The sequence below is a fragment of the Streptomyces sp. R28 genome, from assembly GCF_041052385.1.
Taxonomy (GTDB): domain Bacteria; phylum Actinomycetota; class Actinomycetes; order Streptomycetales; family Streptomycetaceae; genus Streptomyces.
Map to the genome: position 1 here is coordinate 2,328,364 of NZ_CP163439.1, position 25,160 is coordinate 2,353,523.

General features: G+C 71.2%; 21 protein-coding genes. 15 read left to right on the plus strand and 6 right to left on the minus strand.

Annotated elements, in window-relative coordinates; genetic code table 11:
* Positions 1-37: 37 nt before the first annotated feature.
* The 3 genes from AB5J49_RS10180 to AB5J49_RS10190 all read right to left on the minus strand — a co-directional run bounded on the left by AB5J49_RS10180 (position 38) and on the right by AB5J49_RS10190 (position 1,794).
* Positions 38-310, minus strand: a complete 273-nt coding sequence (locus AB5J49_RS10180) for a hypothetical protein (RefSeq protein WP_369168226.1) — start codon at positions 308-310, stop codon at positions 38-40.
* A gap of 126 nt (positions 311-436) precedes the next feature.
* Positions 437-1,255: an anti-sigma factor gene (locus AB5J49_RS10185; protein WP_369168227.1), complete on the minus strand. Its 819-nt coding sequence runs from the start codon at positions 1,253-1,255 to the stop codon at positions 437-439.
* Entirely contained in the window at positions 1,252-1,794 is a 543-nt protein-coding gene (locus AB5J49_RS10190; protein ID WP_369168228.1) for a sigma-70 family RNA polymerase sigma factor, read from the minus strand. Before AB5J49_RS10190 ends, AB5J49_RS10185 begins: the two co-directional genes overlap by 4 nt.
* Positions 1,795-2,024: 230 nt before the next feature.
* Here AB5J49_RS10190 and AB5J49_RS10195 point away from each other — a divergent pair, with 230 nt between their 5' ends.
* The 4 genes from AB5J49_RS10195 (at position 2,025) to AB5J49_RS10210 (ending at position 8,842) form a co-directional block, all read left to right on the plus strand.
* A complete protein-coding gene (locus AB5J49_RS10195) occupies positions 2,025-3,560 on the plus strand; it encodes a DUF4331 domain-containing protein (RefSeq protein WP_369168229.1) in 1,536 nt (511 codons plus the stop codon).
* Positions 3,561-3,701: 141 nt separating this feature from the next.
* The gene (locus AB5J49_RS10200) at positions 3,702-5,444 is read left to right on the plus strand and encodes a tetratricopeptide repeat protein (RefSeq protein ID WP_369168230.1); all 1,743 of its coding nucleotides are present in this window, start codon (positions 3,702-3,704) and stop codon (positions 5,442-5,444) included.
* Positions 5,441-7,162: a nickel transporter gene (locus AB5J49_RS10205; protein WP_369168231.1), complete on the plus strand. Its 1,722-nt coding sequence runs from the start codon at positions 5,441-5,443 to the stop codon at positions 7,160-7,162. Before AB5J49_RS10200 ends, AB5J49_RS10205 begins: the two co-directional genes overlap by 4 nt.
* Before the next feature lie 45 nt (positions 7,163-7,207).
* Positions 7,208-8,842 (plus strand): serine/threonine-protein kinase, encoded by a 1,635-nt coding sequence (locus AB5J49_RS10210; protein WP_369168232.1) that lies wholly within the window; start codon positions 7,208-7,210, stop codon positions 8,840-8,842.
* Between the two features lie 4 nt (positions 8,843-8,846).
* Here AB5J49_RS10210 and AB5J49_RS10215 read toward each other — a convergent pair whose 3' ends face one another.
* Entirely contained in the window at positions 8,847-9,656 is an 810-nt protein-coding gene (locus tag AB5J49_RS10215) for an SGNH/GDSL hydrolase family protein (protein WP_369168233.1), read from the minus strand.
* A gap of 314 nt (positions 9,657-9,970) precedes the next feature.
* Here AB5J49_RS10215 and AB5J49_RS10220 point away from each other — a divergent pair, with 314 nt between their 5' ends.
* The 7 genes from AB5J49_RS10220 (at position 9,971) to AB5J49_RS10250 (ending at position 19,781) form a co-directional block, all read left to right on the plus strand.
* A complete protein-coding gene (locus AB5J49_RS10220) occupies positions 9,971-11,176 on the plus strand; it encodes a S8 family peptidase (protein WP_369168234.1) in 1,206 nt (401 codons plus the stop codon).
* 156 nt (positions 11,177-11,332) lie between these two features.
* Complete coding sequence (locus tag AB5J49_RS10225) at positions 11,333-11,758, plus strand: hypothetical protein (RefSeq protein WP_369168235.1); 426 nt, start codon at positions 11,333-11,335, stop codon at positions 11,756-11,758.
* Position 11,759: 1 nt separating this feature from the next.
* Positions 11,760-12,857, plus strand: a complete 1,098-nt coding sequence (locus AB5J49_RS10230) for a GNAT family N-acetyltransferase (protein ID WP_369168236.1) — start codon at positions 11,760-11,762, stop codon at positions 12,855-12,857.
* 370 nt (positions 12,858-13,227) lie between these two features.
* The gene (locus tag AB5J49_RS10235) at positions 13,228-14,091 is read left to right on the plus strand and encodes a glycosyltransferase family 2 protein (RefSeq protein ID WP_369168237.1); all 864 of its coding nucleotides are present in this window, start codon (positions 13,228-13,230) and stop codon (positions 14,089-14,091) included.
* Positions 14,088-15,119, plus strand: a complete 1,032-nt coding sequence (locus tag AB5J49_RS10240; protein ID WP_369168238.1) for a glycosyltransferase family 2 protein — start codon at positions 14,088-14,090, stop codon at positions 15,117-15,119. Before AB5J49_RS10235 ends, AB5J49_RS10240 begins: the two co-directional genes overlap by 4 nt.
* Positions 15,116-15,916: a polysaccharide deacetylase family protein gene (locus AB5J49_RS10245; protein ID WP_369168239.1), complete on the plus strand. Its 801-nt coding sequence runs from the start codon at positions 15,116-15,118 to the stop codon at positions 15,914-15,916. The genes AB5J49_RS10240 and AB5J49_RS10245 overlap by 4 nt, the downstream gene beginning before the upstream one ends.
* A complete protein-coding gene (locus AB5J49_RS10250; RefSeq protein WP_369168240.1) occupies positions 15,909-19,781 on the plus strand; it encodes a lipopolysaccharide biosynthesis protein in 3,873 nt (1,290 codons plus the stop codon). Before AB5J49_RS10245 ends, AB5J49_RS10250 begins: the two co-directional genes overlap by 8 nt.
* Positions 19,782-19,817: 36 nt before the next feature.
* On the opposite strand, the gene AB5J49_RS10255 is transcribed toward AB5J49_RS10250, so the two are convergent.
* Positions 19,818-21,230 carry a xylan 1,4-beta-xylosidase gene (locus AB5J49_RS10255; RefSeq protein ID WP_369168241.1) on the minus strand — a complete coding sequence of 471 codons (1,413 nt, stop codon included), beginning with the start codon at positions 21,228-21,230 and terminating at the stop codon, positions 19,818-19,820.
* Between the two features lie 148 nt (positions 21,231-21,378).
* On the opposite strand from AB5J49_RS10255, the gene AB5J49_RS10260 reads away from it, so the two are divergent.
* Entirely contained in the window at positions 21,379-22,491 is a 1,113-nt protein-coding gene (locus tag AB5J49_RS10260) for a DUF5925 domain-containing protein (protein WP_369168242.1), read from the plus strand.
* A gap of 46 nt (positions 22,492-22,537) precedes the next feature.
* Positions 22,538-23,308 carry a DUF72 domain-containing protein gene (locus AB5J49_RS10265; protein ID WP_369168243.1) on the plus strand — a complete coding sequence of 257 codons (771 nt, stop codon included), beginning with the start codon at positions 22,538-22,540 and terminating at the stop codon, positions 23,306-23,308.
* Here AB5J49_RS10265 and AB5J49_RS10270 read toward each other — a convergent pair whose 3' ends face one another.
* Complete coding sequence (locus AB5J49_RS10270; RefSeq protein WP_369168244.1) at positions 23,309-23,677, minus strand: GntR family transcriptional regulator; 369 nt, start codon at positions 23,675-23,677, stop codon at positions 23,309-23,311.
* 71 nt (positions 23,678-23,748) lie between these two features.
* Here AB5J49_RS10270 and AB5J49_RS10275 point away from each other — a divergent pair, with 71 nt between their 5' ends.
* On the plus strand, positions 23,749-24,678 hold the full coding sequence (locus AB5J49_RS10275; protein WP_369168245.1) for an N-acetyltransferase family protein: 930 nt from the start codon (positions 23,749-23,751) through the stop codon (positions 24,676-24,678).
* Positions 24,659-25,159: a DUF402 domain-containing protein gene (locus AB5J49_RS10280; RefSeq protein WP_369168246.1), complete on the plus strand. Its 501-nt coding sequence runs from the start codon at positions 24,659-24,661 to the stop codon at positions 25,157-25,159. The genes AB5J49_RS10275 and AB5J49_RS10280 overlap by 20 nt, the downstream gene beginning before the upstream one ends.
* Position 25,160 lies beyond the last annotated feature (1 nt).

Genomic DNA, 25,160 nt, shown 5'->3' on the forward strand with positions numbered 1-25,160 from the left:
GGCCCTCGAAGACTCTCTCCGGGAACGCCGGTGCGACTCAGCGGCGCCCGCCGAACAGCGAACGACGCAGCCGACGCAGCGGGGCGAAGAGCGAGACACGGCCAACCCGCGCACCGCGGTCGCTGCGCTCGCGCGTGTTGTCACGAGTGGTCAGTTCACGCATCAGCGAGGTCGCTTCGGCCGCCTCTGTCTGGGGCACGGCGGGACCCGCCAGCACCGAGAGATGGCGGTCGAGGCGCGAACTGGTCGCGCTGCTCCCGCAGGTGATCGCAGGGACCCTGGCCCTGCTGCGCACTGTTATCTGATCCATGTCACTCCCCACCCGTACGAGTCCACCCGGCCCGGGCAGGTTAACCCTATCGCCCCGGTGGGGCACGCGTGTATCGCGGTCACAGGATTCACCTTCCCCGTAAGGGTGTTGACAACCCATCCGCGATTACTCTCCGAATCCAACCGATTTCAGGGCGAGTTGGACAACCGGCTGGCTGGTGGGTTGCGGTGAGCCTCCGTCAGGCTCGACGGTCACAGCCAGTGACGTCGCGGACTTGCCGAGACCGGACGCGACCAAGGGCGTGTCGCCGTCGAAGAGCCCCAAGGAGCGCGGTTGCGCGCCGGGGCGCATCAGCCAGAGCTGGTGCACTCGGCCGCTCGGCAGCTCGCCGTATCCGCTCAGAGTGACGACGGCACGCCCCTTGGATGCGGAGGCGATCACTCCGATTGCCCGCCCCTGTGCGTCCTCGCCGGCGGCCGCCCGGGCGTCGGGTGCCGCCAGAACGTTAGCGATCTCACTTGCCCGGGCTCGCTGGGCGTCCAGCTGATCCTGCGTCTTGTCGGCCTGGACGGCGAAGAGGGAGGCGACGACGAGCGCCGCGGCGGCCGTGGCGGTGGCGAACGGCACCAGCAAGGGGCGCGACCTGCGCGCCCGGCTGTGCGACGGCGGCTGGGTGCCCCACACATGCGGCGGCAGCTGGGGCGCACGCGCGCGTGCCGACTCCCACCCGGCGGACTCCTGCGGAGTGGTACGTACGGCGGCCAGGACCCGGTCGCGCATCGCGGCCGGCGCCGGGGCGGCCGTCGACCAGGCGAGGCGGACGGCGTCCTCGGACAGGGCCCGCACCTCGGCGGCGCAGCTGTCGCAGGTCTTGAGGTGCTTCTCGAAGCGGAGCCGCTCGGCGGGTTCCAGGGCGTCGAGGGCGTAAGGGGCGGCGAGGGAGTGCAGGTCCGCGCGCCGGAGCAGTCGGTCGGTGAAACTCACGCGGCGCCTCCCAGGCACTTGCGCAGCTGGGTGAGTCCGTCGCGCATCCGGGTCTTGACCGTGCCCAGCGGCAGGGAGAGCCGCTCGGCCACTTCACGGTAGGTGTAGCCGTCGTAGTAGGCGAGGGTGACGGACTGGCGCTGCAGGGCGGTGAGGCGCTCCAGGCAGCGGCGCACCCACTCGCGTTCGAGGCCGGCCTCGACCTCCTCGGCGACGTGGTCGAAGGCCGGGTGGTTCGCGCGCAGTGCCTCGCGCTGGTCACGCTCGCCGGCCGCGCGGGCGCTGCGCACCCGGTCGACGGCGCGGCGGTGGGCGAGGGTGAGGATCCAGGACAGGGCGCTGCCCCGGCCGGGGTCGAACTTCGCGGCGGACCGCCACAGTTCGAGCAGCACTTCCTGGGCCACCTCCTCGGACTGGGCGGGGTCGCGCACCACACGCCGCACGAGCCCGTACACCGGCCCGGAGACCAGCCCGTACAGCTCCTCGAACGCCCTCTGGTCACCGCCCGCCACGAGCACCAGCAGCTCGTCCGCCTCCAACTCGTCTCCCCCTCCAGCCAGACCGCAGCGCGGCCGTCTCGTCCCACGAGGCATTCGCAACGAACCCACCTCCGGATGGGGTTACGTATCGGCGCGCCGAAAACGCGGGTCGCCCTCCGATGAAACAACTCTCCGGTTCCGCCGTAAGAACGCTTGGGATTCGACCAATCCACCGTGGCGACGGCTCCGAATCGGATTCGTCAGGCAAGTTGGCACTGAGGACGGACGGCATGACACCTAATTCCAGGAGCGGCGCGGGACGCAAGGGCTTCGTGACCCTCGTATGCGGTGCGCTGGCCGCCGGGGGGCTCACAGCCGCCGGCGTCGCCGCGCTGGCACCGGGGGCGGCCTACGCCTCCAGCCACCGGGAGGCCCCACTGATCTCGGGGACGCCGCAGTACGACAACACGGACGTGTACGCGTTCGTCAGCCCGGACAAACCGGACACGACGACGATCATCGCGAACTGGATCCCGTTCGAGGAGCCGGCCGGCGGCCCGAACTTCTTCACGTTCGCCGAGGACGCCCAGTACGACATCCACATCGACAACAACGGTGACGCGCAGGGCGATTTGCTCTACCGCTTCACCTTCGACACGCACGTCAAGAACAAGAAGACGTTCCTGTACAACACCGGTCCGGTCGAGAGCCTGGACGACCCCGACCTCAACATCACGCAGACGTACGACGTCGAGCTGCTGAAGCTCAAGGACCAGCACCTGGTGTCGAAGACGAAGGTCGCCAACGACGTCCCGGTGGCGCCGTCGAACGTCGGCAAGGCGTCCATGCCGGACTACGCCAAGCTGCGCGAACAGGCCGTCCACAAGCTCGCGGGCGACGCGACGTCGTTCGCCGGGCAGGCCGACGACCCGTTCTTCCTGGACCTGCGCGTCTTCGACCTGCTGTACGGCGGGAACCTCTCCGAGGTCGGCAACGACACGCTCAAGGGCTACAACGTCAACTCCATCGCCCTGCAGGTCCCGACCCACATGATCGCCGAGTCGGCGCACCAGCCGGTCGTCGGCATCTGGTCGACGACGCAGCGCCAGAACGCGAAGGGCTACTACGAGCAGGTCTCGCGTCTCGGCAGCCCGCTGGTGAACGAGGTGGTGAACCCCCTCAAGGACAAGGACAAGTTCAACGCGTCCTCGCCCTGGGACGACGGCCAGTTCCTGAAGAACGTCACCAACCCCGAGCTGCCGAAGCTCATCGAGGCGATCTACAAGATCCCGGCGCCCGACGAGCCGCGCAACGACCTGGTCGACGTCTTCCTCAAGGGCGTGAAGGGCCTCAACCAGCCGCCGCACGTGACGCCGTCGGAGATGCTGCGCCTGAACACCTCGATCGAGCCCGCGGCCGAGCCCAAGCGGCTCGGAGTCCTCGACGGCGACAACGCCGGCTTCCCGAACGGCCGTCGCCTCACCGACGACGTGATCGACGCCTCGCTCCAGGTCGTCGAGGGTGAACTACTCGGCGCCAAGAACGACTTGGGCGACGCGGTCGACAAGAACGACAAGGACTTCGAGAAGGCCTTCCCGTACGTCGCCCTGCCGACCGAGGGCTCTCGCGGCCCGCTCGCCAAGGGCACGAACGGCGAGACCGACGTCCGCAGCCAGCTCGGCGACGCCCTCCAGCCGGCCGGTGCCTCCGGCGCCGCCGACGACCGGACGCTGATCGCCGCGTCCGCGGGCGCCGGCGCCATCGGAGTCCTGCTGATCGGCGGGGCCCTGATGTGGTGGCGCCGGATGCGGGACCGGGCGTACTAAGCCCTTCCCCCACGGGCGGGGGTCCCCCCGCTCCCTCAGCTGGCGCGGCCCGCGCAGTACTCATCCCCCACGGCGCGGGCCGCGCCGCCGCACGCGCCAACGACCGCTGCCGAACACCGAGAAGCCGACCGAGGAGAGGGCATGGCCCCGCGCACGAACGACACCGCACCGGAAAACGAGGAGAACAGGGCCACCACCGGTGCGGATGCCGCTGCCGCGGGGGGCGAGGGGGACGAGGGGAAGGCCGGGACCGATGCCGGCGAAGTCGGGAAGGGCATTGGCGCGGAACTCGGCACCGCGGGCGCCGATGAGCGGGTTGCCGCCGTACGGCGGGTGAGGGCCGCGAGGCGGCGGGAGCGGCAGGAACCGCTTCAGCCCGTCCGGCGTTTGAGGACGAGGCCCGTTCAGGGCCGAAGCGGGGGTCTGGGGGCCGCAGGCCCCCAGGGGCCCGGGGTCGAAGGGGCGGAGCCCCTGGAGGACGGGACGGGTAGGAGCGGCGGGGGCGAGGAAACCCCTGATCAGCGCATCGCCACCGTACGCCGCACCGCCGCAGCCGGCCGACGCCGCCGCGCCCTCCACCTAGCCGGCTGCACCGCCCTCCTGGCCATCGCCCTCACCGCCGGCTCCATCGCCCTCGGCACCGCACACGACACCACCGACCGGAGCGTCAAAGCCGCCTCCGCCGCCGTGTCCCCAGGCCTCCTCGCCGACGGAGACCTCGACGCCGGCATCTCCTCCCTCCAGGCCCACCTCCGCGCCCAGCCAAGGGACTTCAGCAGCTGGTCGACCCTCGGCCTCGCCTACGTCGAGCAGGCCCGCACCAAGGGCGACCCCTCCCGCTACCCCCAGGCCGACCAGGCCTTCAAGCGCTCCCTCTCGCTCGAACCCGACAACGACCAGGCCCTCGCCGGCCGCGCCGCCCTCGCCGCTGCCCGGCACGACTTCGAGGACGCCCTGAAATACGCCGACCAGGCCCTGAAGGTGAACCCCTACAGCGAACGCGCCCTGTGCACCCGCGTCGACGCCCTCGTCGAACTCGGCCGCTACGCCGACGCCACCAAGGCCGCCGACACCGCCGACGACCGCCGCCCGGGCATCCCGGTCTTCACGCGGTACGCCTACGTGAGGGAGCTGCGCGGCGACGTACGGACCGCCGAGCGCGTGCTGGAACAGGCGCTCTCCTCCGCCGTCACGCCCGGCGACATCGCGTACGTCGCCACCCAGCTCGGCCAACTCGCCTGGAACCAGGGCGACTACGACACCGCCCTCACCCACTACGCCCGCGCCCTGGCCGCCGACGAGAACTACGTCCCCGCCCTGGAAGGCCGCGCCCGCGCCCAGGCAGCGAGCGGCGACAGGACCGGCGCCCTCAAGAACCTGAAGGACGTCGTCTCCCGATACCCCCTCCCCGGCCCGCTCGTCGAACTCGGCGAGCTGTACGAAGCGGCCGGCGACAAGGTCAAGGCCGACGACCAGTACGCCCTGGTCGACGCCTGGACGGCCCTCGCCCGCGCCAACGGCGTCAACGCCGACCTCGACACCGCCCTCGCCGCCGCCGACCACGGCGACAAGGCCTCCGCCCTGCGCGCCGCCCGCGCCGAGTGGGACCGCCGCCGGACCGTGCACACGGCGGACGCCCTCGCCTGGGCGCTGCACGTCAACGGCAAGGACGAGGAAGCCCTTCCCTACACCCGCCGGGCCACGGCCACCGGCTACCGCAACGCCGCGTTCCGCTACCACCGCGGGATCATCGAGCGCGCCACCGGCCACACCGAGGACGCCCGCGCACACCTGCAGGCCGCGCTGAAGCTGAACCCCGGCTTCTCACCGCTGGGTGCCCGCGAAGCCCGTACGGCACTCAAGGATCTGGAGTCGGCCAAGTGACCCCTCGTCGTCTGTTCGCCTCCTCCGCCGCCGTCCTCACGGCAGCGTGCGCGCTCGCGCTGTTCTCCTCCCCTCCCGCGAGCGCGCACCCCCTCGGCAACTTCACCGTCAACCGCTACGACGGCCTCGTCGCCGCCCCCGGCGAACTACGGGTGCACCATGTCGAGGACCTCGCCGAGATCCCGGCGACGCAAGCCGAGCCGGACATCGAGAAGGCAGGCATGGCGGGGTGGGCCCGGCAGCGCTGCGAGAGCGCCGCGCAGGGCAGCGAGGTCACGGTGGACGGGCGGACGGTCGCGCTGAAGCTGAACAGCAGCCACGCGCGCGTGCGGCCCGGTCAGGCGGGGCTCGACACCCTCCGCGTGGAGTGCCGGCTGACGGCACCGCTCCCCGAGGACGCCTCCGTCGCCCTCGGCTTCCGCAGCGCGGGCCTTGAATCCGGCCCGGGCTGGCGGGAGATCACGGCACGCGGCGACCGTACGACACTCACCGCCTCGGACGTACCGAAGGAGTCCGTCTCCCGCGAACTGACCGAGTACCCCGCGGAGTTGCTCTCCTCCCCGGCCGACACCAAGACCGCGTCCGTGCGCGTGCGCCCCGGCGGACCGGCCCTCGCCGAGGCGGAGCAGGGCACCGCCACCTCCTCCGTCCTGCCGCGTGGCGCCGACCGGTGGACGCGTGCCCTGGACGGCCTGGTCTCCCGCCAGGACCTCACCGTCGGCTTCGCCGCCCTCGCCCTGGTCATCGCGGTCTTCCTCGGCGCGATGCACGCGCTCGCCCCGGGCCACGGCAAGACCCTGATGGCCGCGGTGGCGGCGGCCCGTGGCGGCCGGGCCCGCATGAAGGACGTCCTGCCCCTGGCCGCCTCGGTGACGATCACGCACACCCTGGGCGTGGTCACCCTGGGCCTCCTGGTCACGGCCGGCTCGGCGGCGGCGCCCTCGGTGATCACCTGGCTGGGCATAGCGAGCGGCGCCCTGGTGATCGCGGCGGGCGCGACCCTCGTACGCCGGGCCTGGCACCTCCGCAGGCAGGGACACCCGCACATGGCCGGGCCCGCACACGCGCACCCATCCGGACATGACCACTCCCACGATCACGACGGCCACCCTCACACCCACGACCACACGCACGGGCACGAGCACACGCACGAGACCGACCCCGCCCACAAGCGCCAACCGGTCCTGGTCGCCGCGCACACCCACGCCGCGACGGAGGCTCCCGCACCCACGCCGGGCCACGTCCGAGCGCATGCGCACACGCACACAGACCACGATCACGACCACGACCACGACCACCAGCACGACCACACTCACACCCACGGCCCGCTCACCCACACCCACAACGGCTTCACCCACACCCACTCCACCGCCCCCACCCTCCGCGGCACGATCCTCCTCGGCTTCGCCGGTGGGCTCGTGCCCAGTCCCTCCGCGGTCGTCGTGCTCGTCGGCGCGGCGGCGCTCGGGAAGGCGTGGTTCGGGCTGCTGCTCGTCATCGCGTACGGCGTCGGACTCGCGCTCACCCTCACGGCGGCCGGGTTCGCCGTCGTGAGGCTGGGTACGGCAGTGACACGGGTGCTGGACAAGCAGCCCCGCTGGACGGCCCACCCCCTGACGGCCTTCGTCCGCAGGACCGCGCCACTGGGATCCGCGGTGCTCGTCGTGCTGATCGGGGCCGGACTGGTTCTCCAGGGGGCGGCATCCGCACTCGGCTGAGCTACTTTTATGGAGAATGCGCACGGATGCGAATGGGGGACGCCCGTGTCCGAAGAACCGGGCAGTGAACGTCTGATCGCGGGCCGCTACCGCCTCCTGTCCCCGCTCGGCGAGGGCGGCATGGGCACCGTGTGGCGGGCCCGCGACGAGCTGCTGCACCGCGAGGTCGCCGTCAAGGAGGTGCGCGCGCCGCACGGGCTGCCGGGCCCGGAGATCGAGCGGATGTACGCCCGGCTGGAGCGCGAGGCGTGGGCGGCGGCGCGGGTCGCCAACCGCAATGTCGTCACGGTGTACGACGTGGCCACGCAGGACGGCAGACCCTGGATCGTGATGGAGCTGGTCCGCGGGATCTCGCTGGCCGAGCTGCTGGACGCCGAGGGCCCGCTGAGCCCGCAGCGCGTCGCGCACATCGGCGCCGAGGTGCTGTCCGCGCTGCGGTCCGCGCACGAGGCCGGGGTACTGCACCGGGACGTGAAGCCGGCCAACGTACTGATGTCGAACGACGGCCGGGTCGTCCTCACCGACTTCGGTATCGCCATGGTCGAGGGCAGCTCCGCGCTGACGATGACCGGCGAGGTCATCGGCTCCCCCGAGTTCCTCGCCCCGGAGCGGGCGCTGGGCCGCACGCCGGGCCCGGAGTCCGACCTGTGGTCGCTCGGCGTGCTCCTCTACGCGGCAGTGGAGGGCAACTCCCCGTTCCGCCAGAACACCCCGCTCAGCACCCTGCGCGCGATCGTCGACGAGGAACTGCCGCCACCCCGCCGGGCCGGTCCGCTCGTCACCGTCATCGAGGGGCTGCTCCGCAAGGACCCGGCCGAACGGCTGCCGGCCGACCTGGCCGAGCAGGACCTGCGGATCATCGGTGCCGGGGGTACCCCCTCCGGAGGAGGGCACCCTCGCGCGGACATCCCCACCGTCGCGGCCTTCCCCGCGCCGGCACAGACCGCCCCGACGGCCCCGGTCCCCCCGCCCACGCCGACCCGGCCCTTCACCGGCACTCCGGCCTCCGCCACCAGGTCCGACCGCACCGACCACACCGACCGTCCCGACCGCAACCGCCGCGCCGTCGTCGCCCTGATCGCGGGCCTCGCCGCCCTCGCACTGGCCCTGGCAGGACTGACGTACGCCCTCCTCAACCGCGGGGGCAACGGTGACGAAGCGGGCGGCGGCACCACCAGCGAGGTGAGCGGCGGGAGCGCACCGACCGAGGACGAGAACACCGGCGGCGGGGACCGGACCCCGACGCCGAGCGCAAGCCCGAGCAGCAGCCCTACGACCGCTCCGGCGCCGCAGTCCGTGAAGGTGACGCTGGCGGGGGCCGGTACCGAGTACTCCGGGTCCTGTCCGCCACCGAGCGGCCAAGCGCCGTCCTTCACGGCCACGTTCACGGTGGGGCGGCTGCCGGCGCAGGTCAGCTACCGCTGGGTGTCCGAGGACGGCAAGGTCATGGATCAGGGCTGGAAGACCCTGTCGTTCCCGGAGGGCGGCGGACGGACCAAGCAGGACAGGGCGTTCGTGACGACGGACGACGAGGGCGGGACGTTCGAGAACGAGATCAGCGTCGAGGTCCGCGACCCGGTGGAGACGAAGTCCAACTCCGTGGCGTTCTCGGTGACGTGCGTGACGGAGACCCCGACGGGCGGGGTCTCGCCATCGCCTACGGTGTCGCCGAGCTCGTAGGAGATCAGGCCACGCTGCTCAGCACCGGCAGATAACCACCCGACTGGCCCGCGGCCGTCGGGTGGTAGGACTCCGGGACGTTGAGCCAGTTCACGGAGTGCATCCACGAGCTCCCGGAGCAGATCTCGTGCCCGGTGAAGGTGGGCCGCACGTCGCCGAAGGTGAATCCGTGGTCCAGGGCGCGCTTCTCGGTCGCGGCGTCGATGTAGTCGGCCGCCTCGTTGAGCGCCCTCCGCTTGGTCTCGGACAGGCCGAGGCACCCGGACGCGCCCAGCTTGTAGAAGCGGGGGTAGCCGAGCACGACCACATGGGCGGACGGAGCCTTGGTCCGAATGGCCGTGTAGACGCTGTCGAGCCTGCCGGGCAGCGTCGAGTCGACGAACGCCTTCGCGGTGTTGATCCGTGAGACGCAGGCGCTGTCGGACTGGAGCACACAGGTGGTCATGATGTCGGCGAAGCCTGCGTCGTTGCCGCCGATCGTGATGGACACCAGTGCGGTGGCGGAGTTGAGCGGGCCGAGCTGACCGGCCGTGACATCACTCGTACGAGCGCCCGAGCAGGCGGTGAAGTCGAAGGACGAGGGTGAGTTCGCGGCGGCCCACAGGTAGGGGTACGCCTTCGTGCTGCGCTTGCAGTCGCCGCTGCCACTGTCGTAGCTGCCCGCGCCGAGGCCGGAGGAGTAGGAGTCGCCGAGGGCCACATAGCCGCCGGTGGCGGCGGTGTCGGCGGCCTGCGCGGCGGCGGCCCCGGTGAAGGCGGTGCCGACGGCGAGGAGGAGCGAGGCGACGTATACGGAAAGTCGGGAACGTCTCATGGAACCTCCCTATAGCAGGATCTCTGCCCTAACCGTCGTACCAACTACGCGTGTTGACGGGAAGTGTCCATGCCAAGACTTTTCCGGTCATCGCGGGCCTCAACCTATGGGTTCACTATGTGTTTGATTTCGTGTCCATGACAGGATTGTTGACAGGTCGTCAACTCCCTTGTCCTTCATGCCGGGAGCACAGATCCTTTACCTCGACTTGGAACGGGAACGCGACGTTCCGGGCCGTGCGTGCGAGGACGCGCGCACCCCCCACATGTGCGCGCACCACCCATGCGCGCCGCCAAGAGGAGGACTCCCTCGTAATGGCACAACTGCGTAGCAAGAAGATCCGGTTCGCCGCGATAACCAGCCTGGCGACCGCTGCCCTCGTCGGCGGACTCACGTCCCTCCCCGCCCAGGCCGCCCCGGCCGAGGGCAAGGTCCTGGCCGCCGGTTCCCCCACGGCGATCAAGGACAGCTACATCGTCACGCTCAAGAAGAGCGCCGGGCTCAAGGCCGCCTCGAGGGCGGGCAAGAGCCTGATCAAGGAGTACGGCGGCTCGGTGAACAAGACGTTCGGCACCGCGCTGAACGGCTATGCCGCCACCCTCTCCGCGACCGAGGCCAAGAGACTCGCCGCCGACCCGGCGGTGGCCTCGGTCGAGCAGAACCAGCGCGTCAAGATGGACGCCACGCAGTCCAGCGCCCCCTGGGGCCTGGACCGCATCGACCAGACCTCGCTTCCGCTCTCCGGCACCTACACCTACCCGGACACCGCGGGCAGCGGCGTGACCGTGTACGTCATCGACACCGGCGTCCGCATCACGCACCAGCAGATCAGCGGCCGTGCCTCCTACGGCTACGACGCGGTCGACGGCGACACCACCGCCTCCGACGGCAACGGCCACGGCACCCATGTGGCCACCACGATCGCGGGTACCACCTACGGTGTCGCCAAGAAGGCGAACATCGTGGCCGTACGCGTGCTCGACAACGCGGGCTCCGGCACCACCGCGGGCGTGATCGCGGGCATCGACTGGGTGACCGACAACCACTCCGGTCCCTCGGTCGCCAACATGTCGCTCGGCGGCGGCGCCTCCACCTCGCTGGACACCGCGGTCGCCAACTCGATCGCCAGCGGAGTGACCTACGCGGTCGCGGCGGGCAACAGCAGCGCCAACGCCTCCTCGTACTCCCCGGCCCGCGTCTCGACGGCGATCACGGTCGGCGCCACCACCAGCTCGGACGCCCGGGCCAGCTACTCGAACTACGGCTCGGTCCTGGACATCTTCGCGCCCGGCTCCTCGATCACGGCGGGCTGGAACACCAGCGACACCGCGACGAACACCATCTCCGGCACGTCGATGGCCACCCCGCACGTCGCGGGCGCGGCCGCGGTCTACCTGGCGGGCCACACCTCGGCCACCCCGGCCGCGGTCGCCTCGGCCCTGACGAGCGGCGCCACCACCAACGTGGTCACCAGCGCCGGCAGCGGCTCGCCCAACCGGCTGCTGAAGCTCGTCCCGTAGCGGTTCCCGTGACGACTCCCGTCACAGCACACCGCGCGATCTGAACGAACCGTTCCCCGGAGACGCCCGCCGTCTCCGGGGAACGTCTTGACGGCCCCCACGAAGCTGAGCCACATTGAAGCCCGGCATCCGGCGCTTCAGGGGGCAAAGTCGCCAATGCAGACCTTACCTGTCGAGACAGCTTCATCTCAGGACACCGAGCGCGCGCGACCAGGACCGGGGAGGGACCTGACGCCGCTGCTCGCGGGCGCCGCCACGGCGGCGGGGGGGTTCGGCGCGGCTCTCGCGCTGGTCGACTCGGGCTCGCCGCTGCGCGGCCCGTTCACGCTGTTCTTCCTGCTCGCCGCACCGGCCGCGGCGATCGCCGCCGCGCTGCGCGGACTGGAACCCTTCGGCCGGACCGTCGCCGCGGTCGCGGGCGCGGTCGTCGTCAACATGCTGGTGACCCAGGGCATGCTCGCCGTGCACCGGTGGTCGGTGCGCGGCGGGATCGTGGCCGTGACCGCGATCAGCGCCGTCGTTCTCCTGCTGGTTCTGCTGCGGCGGCTGCGCGGCCGTACGACGCGAAGGCGGACTGACTGACGTGGACATCAGCGTGTACCGCCCCGGCGAGTTCAGCTCCGCCGACCGGGCGGCGTGGACATCGATGCAGTCCAAGGCCCATCTGCAAGGTTCGCCCGAGCTGGGCAACCCCTTCCTGTCCCCCGAGTTCGCGCTCGCGGTCGGCCGTTGCCGGCGCGGGGTGCGGATCGCGGTCGTACGGGAGGGCGGCGAGCCGGCCGCGTTCTTCCCGTTCCAGCGGACGGCGACCGGTGTCGGCCGGGCCATCGGCCTCGGCGTCTCGGACGCCCAGGGCCTGGTGCACCGGCCCGGGTTCAGCTGGGACGCCCGGGAGCTGCTGAAGGCGTGCGGGCTCGCCGTATGGGAGTTCGACCACCTGGTGGAGGGCCAGGCGGCGTTCGAGGCGGGCGCGTCCGACACGTTCCCGTCCCCGGTCATGGACGTCGACCAGGGGTACGCGGCGTATCTGAGGCAACTGCGCGAACGGTCACCGAAGTTCACCAGGACGACGCTCGCCAAGGAGCGCAAGCTGGGCCGGGACCACGAGGGCGTGCGGTACGTGCACGACGAGCGCGATCCGGCCGCGCTGCGCACACTGACGGCCTGGAAGTCCGCGCAGTACCGCAGGACCGGGCGCAGCGACCGCTTCGCGCACGAGTGGATCACCCGGCTCGTGGATCAGCTGTTCCACACGCGCTCCGAACCGTTCGCGGGGATCCTGTCGGTGCTGTACGCGGACGACAGGCCGATCGCCGCGCACTTCGGGCTGCGCACCGAGCGGGTGCTGGCCTGCTGGTTCCCGGCCTACGACCCGGCGTTCTCGAAGTACTCGCCGGGCCTGGTCCTGCATCTGCGCATGGCCGAGGCGGCCGCCGCCGACGGCATCGCGTACCTGGACCTCGGCCGGGGCCAGAAGGAGTACAAGGACTCCCTGAAGACACGCGAGCTGAAGGTGTCGGAGGGGTGGGTGACCCGGCGTCACCCGGTCGCGTTCGGACACCGGGCACGCCGTGCCCCGGTCCGGGCGCTGCGCAACACCGTGCAGACACGGCCGGAGCTCTTCGAACCGGCGGACCGAGTCCTCAAACGTATGGGGAAGATCCGCTCGGCAGGCAGGTAATCCGGTCAAACCAACAAAAACGTGAGGGCCCGTTCCAGCTCTTGCCATAAAGGCTCAATCATCAATACTGTCGTACATCTCACGCGCATCGGACTGTCGAATCGGCTCCAGGGGAGGGCTCAGGGACCGCGACAGTCCCGGCGCGGGGCGCGGTGGGGGGGGGTGCTCGGTGACGGTGTCCGCAGGTGTGACCGAGTCGTGCCGCGCGACCGGCTGCCGTTTTCCCGGTGGTCGGCCGGATTTGCCAGCTCACTACGCGTACGCGGAGAGACAGTTGTCCGTGCCGTGAGTGAGAACCCCCCTTTCGAACCGGACAAAAAGCCGGGCCGCCCAGGGGCGGGCGGTCCACCGGACGAGAGGGACCAGACTCATGAGTTCTGTTCTGCGCCCGGCGGTTGCCGACCAAGAGCCGTCAACAGCCGGAAAGTACCGTCCTGTCTCCTCGCACATGGCCATCGCGCCGCCCGTGAGCGTGGTGATTCCGGCCATGAACGAAGCCGAGAACCTCCCGTACGTCTTCAAAACCCTGCCGGACTGGATACACGAAGTCGTCCTGGTGGACGGCAACTCCACCGACGACACCGTCGAAGTGGCCCGTGAGCTGTGGCCGGAGGTCAAGGTCGTGCGGCAGCGCGGCAAGGGCAAGGGGGATGCCCTGATCAGCGGGTTCGAGGCGGCCACCGGCGACATCATCGTGATGGTCGACGCGGACGGCTCGGCCGACGGCCAGGAGATCGTCAGTTACGTCTCCGCGCTGGTCTCGGGCGCGGACTTCGCCAAGGGGTCCCGCTTCGCCAACGGCGGCGGCACGGACGACATGACGCCGATCCGCAAGCTCGGCAACTGGGCGCTGTGCACGGCCGTCAACCGCAAGTTCGGCGCCCGCTACACCGATCTCTGCTACGGATACAACGCGTTCTGGCGGCACTGCCTGGACAAGATCGACCTCGACTGCACCGGCTTCGAGGTGGAGACCCTGATGAACATCCGGGTCGTCAAGGCGGGGCTGAAGGTGCAGGAGATACCCAGCCACGAGTACCTCCGCATCCACGGCACGAGCAACCTGCGGGCCGTGCGGGACGGGCTGAGGGTGCTCAAGGTGATCCTCAAGGAGCGCTCCAACCGGCGTGCCCTGCGCCGCCGCACCGCCGCGGCGCACTCCCCGACGCTCGACTCGGTCCGCTCGGTCCGCTCGGTCCACTCGGCTCACTCGGTCCGGGGAGAAGCGTCTTGAGCGGTCCCGACATCTCCGTCGTGATCTGCGTGTACACCGAGGACCGCTGGGAGGACATCCTCGCGGCGGTCTCCTCGGTGCGGGCGCAGGCGTATCCGGCGCTGGAGACGCTGCTGGTCGTCGACCACAACGAGGCGCTCCTGGACCGGCTGACCAAGGAGTACAAGGAGTCCGAGGAAGGCGCGACCGAGGTGCGGGTGCTCGCCAACGCGGGCCCCCGCGGTCTGTCCGCCGGCCGCAACACCGGTATCGCCGCCTCGTACGGCGAGGTCGTCGCGTTCCTCGACGACGACGCCGTGGCCGAGCGGGACTGGCTGAGGCACTTCGCGGCCGGGTACGCCGACCCGCACGTCATGGCAGTGGGCGGGCGCACCGAGCCGATCTGGGCGTCGGGGCGCCGGCCGGCCTGGTTCCCCGAGGAGTTCGACTGGGTGGTCGGCTGCACCTACCGGGGCCTGCCGCGCGGCCGGGTGAGGGTGCGCAACGTCCTCGGCGGCAACGCCTCCTTCCGGCGTACGGCGTTCGACTTCGCGGGCGGCTTCGCCTCCGGCATCGGGCGCGACGGCGACCGGCTGCCGCTGGGCTGCGAGGAGACGGAGCTGTGCATCCGGCTGACCCGGGCCCGGCCCGACGCGGTCCTGCTGATCGACGACCGTGCGGTGATCCACCACCGGGTGCCCGGAGCACGCGAGCACTTCCGGTACTTCCGCACGCGCACGTACGCCGAGGGCCTGTCGAAGGCACTGGTGGCCCGAAGTGTGGGCGCCGACAAGGGACTTGAGTCCGAGCGCCGGTACACCACCCGCGTCCTGCCGGCCGGGGTGGCGCGCGGGCTGCGGGACGCCGTGCTGGCCCGGCCGGGCGGTGCGGGGCGGGCGGGTGCGATCGTCGCCGGGGTACTCACGGCGGCCGGTGGGTACGTCGTGGGGAGTGTCCGGGCTCGCCGGGGTGGCGTTACGTACTCGGTGGCGGGGATCGACAGGGAGGCCGGCGAGGGGGAAGCCGGCCGCGAGGGGGGCATCGGATGAGCGACGCACGCGTGCCGATTCTCATGTACCACGCCGTCTCCACCTCACCGAACGACGCCACCCGCGATCTGTCGGTGGCGCCGGAGGCGTTCGCGGAGCAGATGGCGCTGATCGGCGATCTGGGCCTGACTCCGGTCCGGACGGCCGATCTCGCGGCGCGCTGGCGCTCCGGCAAGCCCCTGCCCGAGCGGCCGGTGCTGATCACCTTCGACGACGGCTACGAGGGCGTGCACCGGCACGCCCTGCCCGTGCTCGCGGGGCACGGCTTCCCGGCCACGCTGTTCGTCTCCACGGGCTGGCTGAAGGGCCCGCACGACACCGGCGGCGGCCTGGACACCATGCTGGACTGGGCCCAGGTCCGCGAACTCGCCGAGGCGGACGTCGAGATCGGCGGCCACAGCCACACCCACCCACAGCTCGACCAGCTCCCGGACGGCCGGCTGCGTTCCGAGCTGATCCTGTGCAAGGAGATCATCAGCGACGAACTCGGCACCGTCCCGGCCTCGTTCGCCTATCCGTACGGCTACTCCAGCCGCCGGGTGCGCGAGGCCGTGCGCGAGACGGGGTACGCCCAGGCGCTGGCCGTCAACAACGGCCTCGCGCGGCGGCGGCAGGGGCCGTACGCCCTCACCCGTCTCACCGTGCGCCGAGGCACCGGCGTCGAGGAGTTCCGGCGGATGGTGCAGGGCCGTGCGATCACCCGAACCTTCGCCGGGGACCGTGCCCTCACCAAGGGATACGCCCTGGTCCGCAGAGCCCGACAGGTCCGCCGGAAGGCCATCCGTTCCCGTGTCTGACACGACGACCACGACCGAGCCCGCATCGACCGACGCGGCGGCGCCCGAGCAGTCGGGGCGCCGGCTTCGCCTGCCCGGCATGGGCGGGCCCTCCGGGGGCAGCCAGCTGTTCCGCAACGCCTACGCCCTGATGATCAACACCGGTATCTCCGCCGTGCTGGGGCTCGGTTTCTGGCTGGCCGCCGCCCGCTACTACTCCGACTCCGCCGTCGGCCAGGGCTCCGCCGCGATCGCCGCGATGAAGTTCCTCGCCGGTCTGACCGCGGTGACGCTGACGGGTGCGCTGGCCCGCTTCATCCCGGTGGCGGGACGCAGGAGCCTGCGCCTGATCTTCCGGACGTACGCGGGCAGTTGCGTGGTCGTGGCGCTCGCCGCGGGCCTCTTCCTGCTGACGCTGGATCTGTGGGGGCCGTCGTACCGGTTCCTGAACGGGCCGGTGAACGGTCTCTTCTTCGTCGTGGCCGTCATCGCCTGGAACCTGCTCACGCTGCAGGACGGCGTGCTGACCGGGCTGCGCAGTGCGGTGTGGGTGCCGGTCGGCAACACCGTGTTCTCCGCGGTGAAGCTGGGTCTGCTGGTGGCCTTCGCCGTGGCGATCCCCACCGCCGGTGTCTTCGTGTCCTGGGTCGCGGCGATCGCGGTTTCCGTGCTGCCGCTGGGCTGGCTGGTGTTCCGGCGCCTGGTGCCGCGCCATGAGGAGGCGACCGAGGAGCACGCCCGCCCGCCGTCCCTGAAGGAGATCGGGAAGTTCCTTGCGGGCGACTACACCGGCTCGCTGTTCTCCCTCGCCGTGGTCTATCTGATCCCGGTGATCGTGGCCGCTCAGGTCTCCGCCGAGGACAACGCGTACTTCTACATCACGGCCACCATCGGCGGCACGGTCAATCTGCTCGCCATCAACATGGGCGCCTCCCTCACCGTCGAGGGCTCGCACGACCCGGGGCGGCTGGCGGCCAACACCCGTGCCGCGCTGCGGCGCATGGCGCGGATCATGGTGCCGGTCTGCGCGATCCTGTTCTTCGGGGCGCCCTGGATCCTGGGCGTCTTCGGCCAGGGTTACGCGGACGCGGCGACCCCGCTGCTGCGCTGGTTCGCCGTCGGCGCGCTGCTGCGGGTCGTCATGGAGACGTACTTCGCGGTCCTGCGCGCACAGAGCCGCACCGCCGGACTGGCCTGGCTGCAGGGCCTGCTCTGCGCCCTGGTGCTCGGCCTGACACTGCTGCTGCTCCCCCGCATGGGCCTGACCGGCGCCGGTGTCGCCGAGATCGTCTCCCTCGCGGTGATCGTCGCGATCGCCGCACCCAGGCTGTACCGGACCGCGCGGGCGACGTCCGCCGAGGTCCCGGAGGACGCGGCCCCCGACGGTGACCTCGCCGACCTGGGGGCGCGCGAGGTGCCCGCCGGGGCGCGGGGGCGCATGCCCGGCTGGGCGCTCGACACCGACACCCTCGCCCTCGGCATCCACGTCGACTTCGACCACCTGGAACGCCGGCCCGACGTCCGCCCCGGGCCGGGTACGCCGCCCACGGGCACGCCGCCGGTCCAAGCCGAACACGGGCCGACGTGGGCCCGCACGCCCGAGGTCGGGCTGCCGGTCGAGGAGCACGCGCCTGGCTCGGAGGCCTCGCTGGGGCCCGCCGAGGTGGACGCGCCGTTCGAGGCCGAGTTCAGTGCGGGCAGGGGCGAAGAGGCCGTACCGGAGGAGCCCGAGGAGGCTGCCGTACAGGAGGAGGCCGTCGTACGGGAGGAGGCCGTCGTACGGCAGGAGTCCGCCGTACGGGAAGAGCCACCCGTGCACGACGAGCCCGTACCACAGCCCGCCGCGCCCTCGCTCACCTGGCGTGAGCGCCTGTTGCCCACCCGCCGCGGGGTCGTCCTCGGCTGTCTGCTGGCCGCCGCGCTGCTGCTGTACTGGGTGCCCGCACTGCGGCTCGGCGAGGCCGACCTGGACGGGACGGGCGGGCTCGGGCTGATCTCCGTGCTGCCGCTGCCCACGCTGGTCGGCGCCGCGCTGCTGGCGGTGGTGTTCGCCTCGCTGCTCTGGCTGGGCCGCGAGCACAGGGCGTTGCTGCTGGTCACCCTGCTCGCGACGGTCGTGTCGCTGCACGCCCTGCCGGCCTTGATCGAGACCGAGCCGCGGTTCGCGACGGCCTGGCAGCACCTCGGCTTCCTCGACTACATCGACCGCACCGGCTCCGCCGTGCCCGACCTGGACGCGCGCTGGAGCTGGCCGGGCTTCTTCGCGGTGGCCGCGTTCGCCGCGAAGGCGTGCGGGGTCGGTGACCTCACCGAGGTCATCCGCTGGTGGCCGACGGCCATGCAACTCCTCTACCTGTTCCCGATGTTCCTGCTGGTGCGCTCGATGCGGGCGAGCTGGCGCGCCAAGTGGACCGGCATCTGGATCTTCGTGCTGAGCGGCTGGGTGGGCCAGGACTACTTCTCGCCGCAGGGCTTCACGTACCTGCTGTATCTCGTCTTCGCGGCGATCCTGCTGGTCTGGTTCCGGGCGCCGCACGTGATCTGGACGAAGCGACGGCCCGGCGAGGTCGAGGTCGAACCGACGGACCGGCGGCAGCGGGCCGTGCTGCTGATGGTCGTGACCGGCCTGTTCGCGGCGAGCGTCCCGGCCCACCAGCTCACGCCGTTCGTGATGCTGGGCGTCCTGACGGCGCTCGTGCTGATCGGCAAGTCCGAACTGCGCGGCCTGCCCATCCTGTTCGGCGTCATGGTGACGGTCTGGATCGGCTTCATGGCCGAGCCGTACTGGTCCGGGCACTTCGACGACCTCTTCGGCGGGGTCGGCGGCGTCGGCAGCAATGTGTCGTCCTCCGTCTCCGGCCGCATCGAGGGCGGCAGCTCCACCCACAAGCTGGTGCTGTACACGCGCGTGCTGCTGGCCGGCGGTGTGATGGCCTTCGCCTGCTGGGGCTGGTGGCGGCGGCGCTTCCACCACTACCGGGAGCGCTCTCTGCTCGTCCTGACCTTCGTGCCGTTCCTCGGCTTCGGCATGCAGTCGTACGGCGGCGAGATGGCGCTGCGCGTCTTCATGTTCGCCCTGCCCGGCGCGGCCCTGCTGGCCGGACTCGCCCTCTTCCCGCGCACCGGCGTCACCGCGAAGGAGCGCGACAAGGACCGGGTGAGCCTCGCCCCGCTGGCCGCGCTCATGGCGGGCCTGGTCCTCATGGGCGGCTTCCTGGTGGCCCGTTGGGGCAACGAGCCGTTCGAGCGGGTGCGGCCCGGCGAGGTCGCCGCCATGGAGTACGTGTACGCCCATGACGATCCGAGCCTGCGGCTGCTGTGGCTGAGCAGCGACCCCGTGAACGACGTGACGCCGGCCATGCCGTGGGGCTCGCGGGACATGGAGAAGGTCGAGTATCTGCCGACCTTGGCGCCGGTCGACCCGGTGCTGGTCTCGGGGCTGGTGAAGTCGCTCAAGGACGCGGGCCCGAACTCGTATCTGATGATCAACCGCGGTCAGGTCACCTATCTCCGCCTGGACGTCGGCTATTCGGCGACCTGGGAGTCGCGGCTGATCCAGAACCTGGACAGGCGGCCGGAGCTGAAGAGGGTCTTCGTCAACGCCGACGTGACGATGTACGCGCTGAGGAAGCAGCCCGCGGGCGAGGTCCCGAAGGCCGATCCCGGTCCGATCGGGCCGCAGGTGACCTGGACGCCGTGGTCGGTGGTCGGGGGCCTGGCGGCGGTCGCGCTGATCGTGCTGCTGATGGCCCGCGAGGTCGTCCGGGTGGCGATGGCGCCGAGCGTGCGGCAGCTGCGGTGGCTGCAGAGCAGCTTCTGGTTCTCGCTGCCGCTGCTGGCGGTGCTACTGGCTTCGTTGGTGCAGCGGTTCTTGACGATCAAATAGGCGATCGCGCAGACGATCACCCAGCGGTGAAGTGGCTCAGCGCTTGAGCCACTTCACCCCGTACGCCTGCAGCTCGACCTTCTTGCCGTCGATCTTCGCGCTGGTCTGCCGGTCGAGGGTGTTCACGACCAACACCACCTTGTCCGTGGCCAGGACCCGGACCTCGGGCTTGTCCACGGACACCTTCCTGTACTCGGTCCCCGGCCGGAACTCCTTGGCGAACCGGGAGACCAGGTCGTACATCGGCAGCTTCTCGCCGCCACCCGCGGTGTCGGTCGGCGTCCACAGACAGCCGGCACACTCGGTGCCCTTCTCCTCCTGCGGGTTCCAGTAGAAGGCGGAGGAGGCGCCGCCCTTGGCCAACGCGATCATGCCGGCGGCCTGGACGGCGACGCGGTGGGCCTCGGACCAGCCCTTGCGGTCGTCGTTGCCGTCGGCGGGCTCGACGTAGTACTCGGCCCACCACAGCGGCAGGTCGCCGGTCTGCCGCCGCACCCACCGGCCCACGGCCGTGAACTTGTCGGTGGCCGTGAACTCGTCGGGCAGCAGCTCGTCGTCCCGGGTGTAGCTGGAGCCGTCCACGACGACGAAGTCGGCGCCCACCTTGTGCTCGTTCCAGTACGCGAAGGCGTCGACGGTGCGCTGGTCCAGGGCACCCCAACTGCCCCTCAGTGCTGTCGACGCCTCCTCCGCGCGCGGGTCGACGCTGTCCATCACGAGGTACGGGCCGCCGACCATGATGTCGGGGTTGACCTTCTTCAACGCCTTGTAGACGAGGTTGTACAGCCGGGTGTAGCCCTCGTGGTCCCAGCGGGCCTCGGCGTCGTTCCAGAAGCCCTTGAACTCGTTCCAGACGATGAAGTGCCGTACGTCCGGATAGCGCTTGGCGACGGTCACGGCCAGCGCGGCGAAGTCCTCGAAGTGCTCGGGCTCGGGCGCCGTCTCCAGGGCGGCCTGGCTCCAGTTCGTGTGGTCGACGCCGGCCTTGCCGCCCTTCATCCAGTCGGGGGCGCAGCACAGGGTGACGACCGGGGTGCTGCCGGAGGCGCGGACGAAGTCGATACGGCGGTCCATCGCCTCGAAGTCGTAACGCCCCTCGACCGGCTCGGGGTTGTCGGCGCCCCAGCCCATGATGTGCTGGATCTGCGGCAGTCCCCCGGCGTCAGCGAGCCGTCCCTCGACGCGCTTCACGGCTGCGGCGGCGCCCTCGTCGGCGCTGTGCCGGGTGTGGGTGAAGCCCCAGCCCACCTCCGGATTCGTGGCGTCCGGCGTGGCGGTCGGGGTGCCGTGCACCTTGTCGCCGTCGCGGGAGGTGCCGTCGGTGTTCACGCCGTTCCCCGGAAGCGTGTTGAGGAGGGTCACGAGCAGCGCCAGAGCCGCGGCGCCCACCCCGAGCAGCGCGGTGAGCCGCCACCGCCGTGCCCCCGAATTCCACCCATGACGTCCCATCAAGGACAACGGTAACGGCGCCGACAGCGGCTCGGGCAGGTTTCGCGACTACCCGGTCCCGTGACCGGAGCGAAGGGATGCGGCGGAAGCTTCGGGCGTGGCACGTTGGCGGGACGTCCCACGGAAACCGGGTGCACAGCCCCGCCGCGTGACGGATCATGGCCGCATGTCTGCGAACCCACACGACGCTCTGCCGATCCGGCTCAACGTCGACGACAGCGACTCGCCGTCCGACGTCGTCGACGCGCTGTTCCTCGGCCGCTTCGCGACGGGCGAGCAGCCGTACTCGCACGCGGCGAACATCGACCGCGTACGGTCCGGGGCGACGCTGCTGCCGCCCGGCGCCCGGGTGCTGCGCGCCGCCCGCGACGACGACCGCAGCGCGACGCTGGCGGAGGGCGACGGCTGGACCCTGCTGGTCTCCCGCTGGAACCGGGGCGCCGACGTCACGGTGACCGCGACCAGCGAGGAGCTGGCCGCGCGGGTGCTGGGCGAGGCGACGGACGGCGCGGCGGACGAGCCCGAGCCTCAGCCGGAGAACGTGACCATGGGCTTTTGGTACGTCTCCCCCAGGCGCGGCCCGCACCGCACGACCCGGCAGATCTCGGCCGGCACCTGGGACGAGGTGCGGGCCAACTACACCTCGCCGGTCGCGGACGCGATGGACCGTCTGATGAAGACGACGCCCGAGGACATCGCGGGCCGTCTGCTCCTGCTGCACGGCCCGCCGGGCACGGGCAAGACGTCGGCGCTGCGGACGCTGGCCCGCTCCTGGCGGGACTGGTGCCAGGTGGACTGCGTGCTGGACCCGGAGCGGCTGTTCAGTGACGTCGGGTATCTGATGGACATCGCGATCGGCGAGGACGACTCGACGGGCAAGGGCCGCTGGCGGCTGCTGCTCCTGGAGGACTGCGACGAGCTGATCCGCGGCGAGGCGAAGCACACCGCGGGCCAGGCGCTGTCGCGGTTGCTGAACCTGACGGACGGCCTGCTGGGCCAGGGCCGCAACGTCCTGGTGGGCGTGACGACCAACGAGGACCTGGAGCGCCTGCACCCCGCCGTCGTCCGCCCCGGGCGCTGTCTGGCCCGCATCGAGGTGGGGGCGCTGACGCGCGGGGAGGCGGTGAACTGGCTGGGCACCGACGAGGGTGTCGGCCGGGAGGGGGCGACCCTGGCGGAGCTGTACGCGCTGAAGCGGGGCACGTCCCCGACGTCGCTGCCGGAGCCGCGGGACGGGGCGGACGCGGGGCTGTACCTGTAGCCCTTCCGGCGTTTTACCTGTAGCCGTCCAGTGCTTTCATGGGTGTATGACCCTGTTCGTCGGGACGTCGGGATGGCAGTACAGAGACTGGCGGGGTGCCTTCTACCCCACCGACGTGCCCATGCGGCTGTGGCTGGAGGAGTACACGGAGCGCTTCTCCACGGTGGAGATCAACAACGCGTTCTACCGGTTGCCGACGCGGGGGAACTTCGAGGCCTGGCGCGAGCGGGTGCCGCGGGACTTCGTGGTCGCGGTGAAAGCGAGCCGCTACCTCACCCACATCAAGCGCCTCAAGGATCCCGAGGAGCCGGTCCACCGTCTGGTGTCCCACGCGGCGGGCCTGGGCGACCGCCTGGGGCCGGTCCTCCTCCAACTCCCGCCGACCCTGCGCGCCGACCCCGGGCTCCTGGACGCCTGCCTGGCCTGCTTCCCGTCCGGAACGCGGATCGCGGTCGAGCCCCGCCACGAGTCCTGGTGGGTGCCCAAGACCCGACAGGTTCTGGAGTCCCGGGGTGCCGCCCTGTGCTGGGCCGACGTCCGGGCCCGTCCGGTGGCTCCCCTGTGGCGCACCGCGGACTGGGGCTACGTCCGTTTCCACGAGGGTCGCGCCCACCCTTGGCCCCGCTACGGCCGACGCTCCCTGGAGACGTGGGTCGACCGCATCGCGACCACCTGGTCCGACGCCGAGGACATGTACGCGTACTTCAACAACGACCCCGGCGGGGCGGCGGTGCGGGACGCGGTCGTCTTCGGGAGGGCGGCGACGCGGGCGGGCCTTACGGTGACCCGCACGCCCGAGTTCGCCGCACGCCGCTGACTACTTCCCGTAAGCCGCCCGCAGGGCATCCCGCACGGCCGCCAGCGCGTCGGCTTCCGCGAGCCCGAGCCTGCGAGCCCGCTCCACGTACGCCTGCGCGGCCGACGCCAGCTCACGCTCCGCGGCCGAGCCGGCGGCCGCCACGAACGTGCCGTTGCGCCCCCGCGTCTCGATCACCCCGTCGCTCTCCAGCGCACGGTACGCCTTGGCGACCGTGTTGGCCGCCAGCCCCAGCGACTCCGCCAGCCCTCGCACGGTCGGCAGCCGGTACCCGACCGGCAGCACCCCCGATCGCGCCTGCTCGGAGATCTGGGCCCGCACCTGCTCGTACGGCGCGGCACTGTCGTCGATGTGGATCTTCAAGGTCACAAGGGCGATTGTCCCGTACCCGCCGGAAAATGAGAGGCACCCCGGCACATCCCCACGTAGCGTGCGCCTTCATGACAGTGACCGTGCGCGATCTGCACCTCGAAGTGCCGGACGACGTAGAGCTCTTCGCCCACACCCGCCACCTCGCTCTCCCCTACGTCCTGTGGGTCCCGGAAGCGATCGTCCACCGCCAGACACACAGCCACCCCGACGCGCACTACCGCTCCCTCGTCGCGGAGGAGGACGGCGAGATGATCGGCACGGCCCAGATCGGTCTCGCGTACGACAGCCCGGAGCCCGGCCAGGGCTACCTCAACATCTACGTGCGGCCGGACCGCACGCACCGCGGCGCCGGCGATCTCCTCGTCCGCGCCGCCGAGGAGCACCTGGCCGCACAGGGTGCGACGAGGCTGTTCTCCTGGGTCCTCGACGAGCCGGGCAACCGCGCGTTCGCCGAGCGGCACGGCTATCGCGCCAGCCGCTCCGCCCACTTCCTGCGCCTGGACCTCGCGAACGGCACGCTCCCGCCCCTGAAGGAGCTCCCGCCGGGCGTCGAGCTGCGCACGGCCGCCGACTTCGTGGACGACCCGCGCCCGATGTTCGAGCTGGACGCGGAGACGGCGTCGGACGAACCGAGCGACGTCGGCACCGAGTTCACCGACTACGAGGCCTGGCTCGAGGAGACCTGGAAGCACCCGCTCCTCGACCTCGACCTGACGTCGGTCGCGGTCGTCGACGGCCGTCCCGCGGCCTTCAGCGCCGCGTACACGGATCGAAACACCCGCTACGCCACCTCGATGACCGGCACGGCCCGCGCCTTCCGCGGCCGTGGCCTGGCCAAACTCGCCAAGAACGCCTCCCTGCACCGCGCCCGCGCCGCCGGCTACAAAGAGGCGTTCACCGGCAACGACACCGACAACGAGCCCATGCTGGCGATCAACTTCTGGTTCGGGTACCAGATCTGCGCGACGGAGGTGCGCTATGTCCGCGAACTCGGCTGACCAGGCCCGTGTGCTGGACGTGGTCCTGGTCAAGGGCGGCCGTACGAAGATCCGTTACGAGGCGGAACCGCTCTCCGACGACGGCACCCGCATCACCGTCCGCGCCCCCTGGTCCGGCGCCGGGGTCCGCGACTTCGGCTTCGTGCGCTTCGAGCCGGGCGACGTCTTCACCGAGTACTACTGGCGCGACCGCTGGTACGCCGTGAAGGAGGTCCGCGACGCCACCGGCGCCCTCAAGGGCTGGTACTGCGACATCACCCGCCCGGCCACGCTGTCCGGTACCGAGCTGGTCGTCGAGGACCTCGACCTGGACCTGTGGTGCTCCGCCGACGGCTCGGACGTGCGCCGCCTGGATGAGGACGAGTTCGCCGAGAGCGGCCTCGGGCAGACGGATCCGCAGGCCGCCGCGGCCGCCGTGTCCGCGCTGGACGCACTGGAGGCGCTGGCGCGCGGGGAGGGCCTCAAAGGGCTGCTCGAGTAGC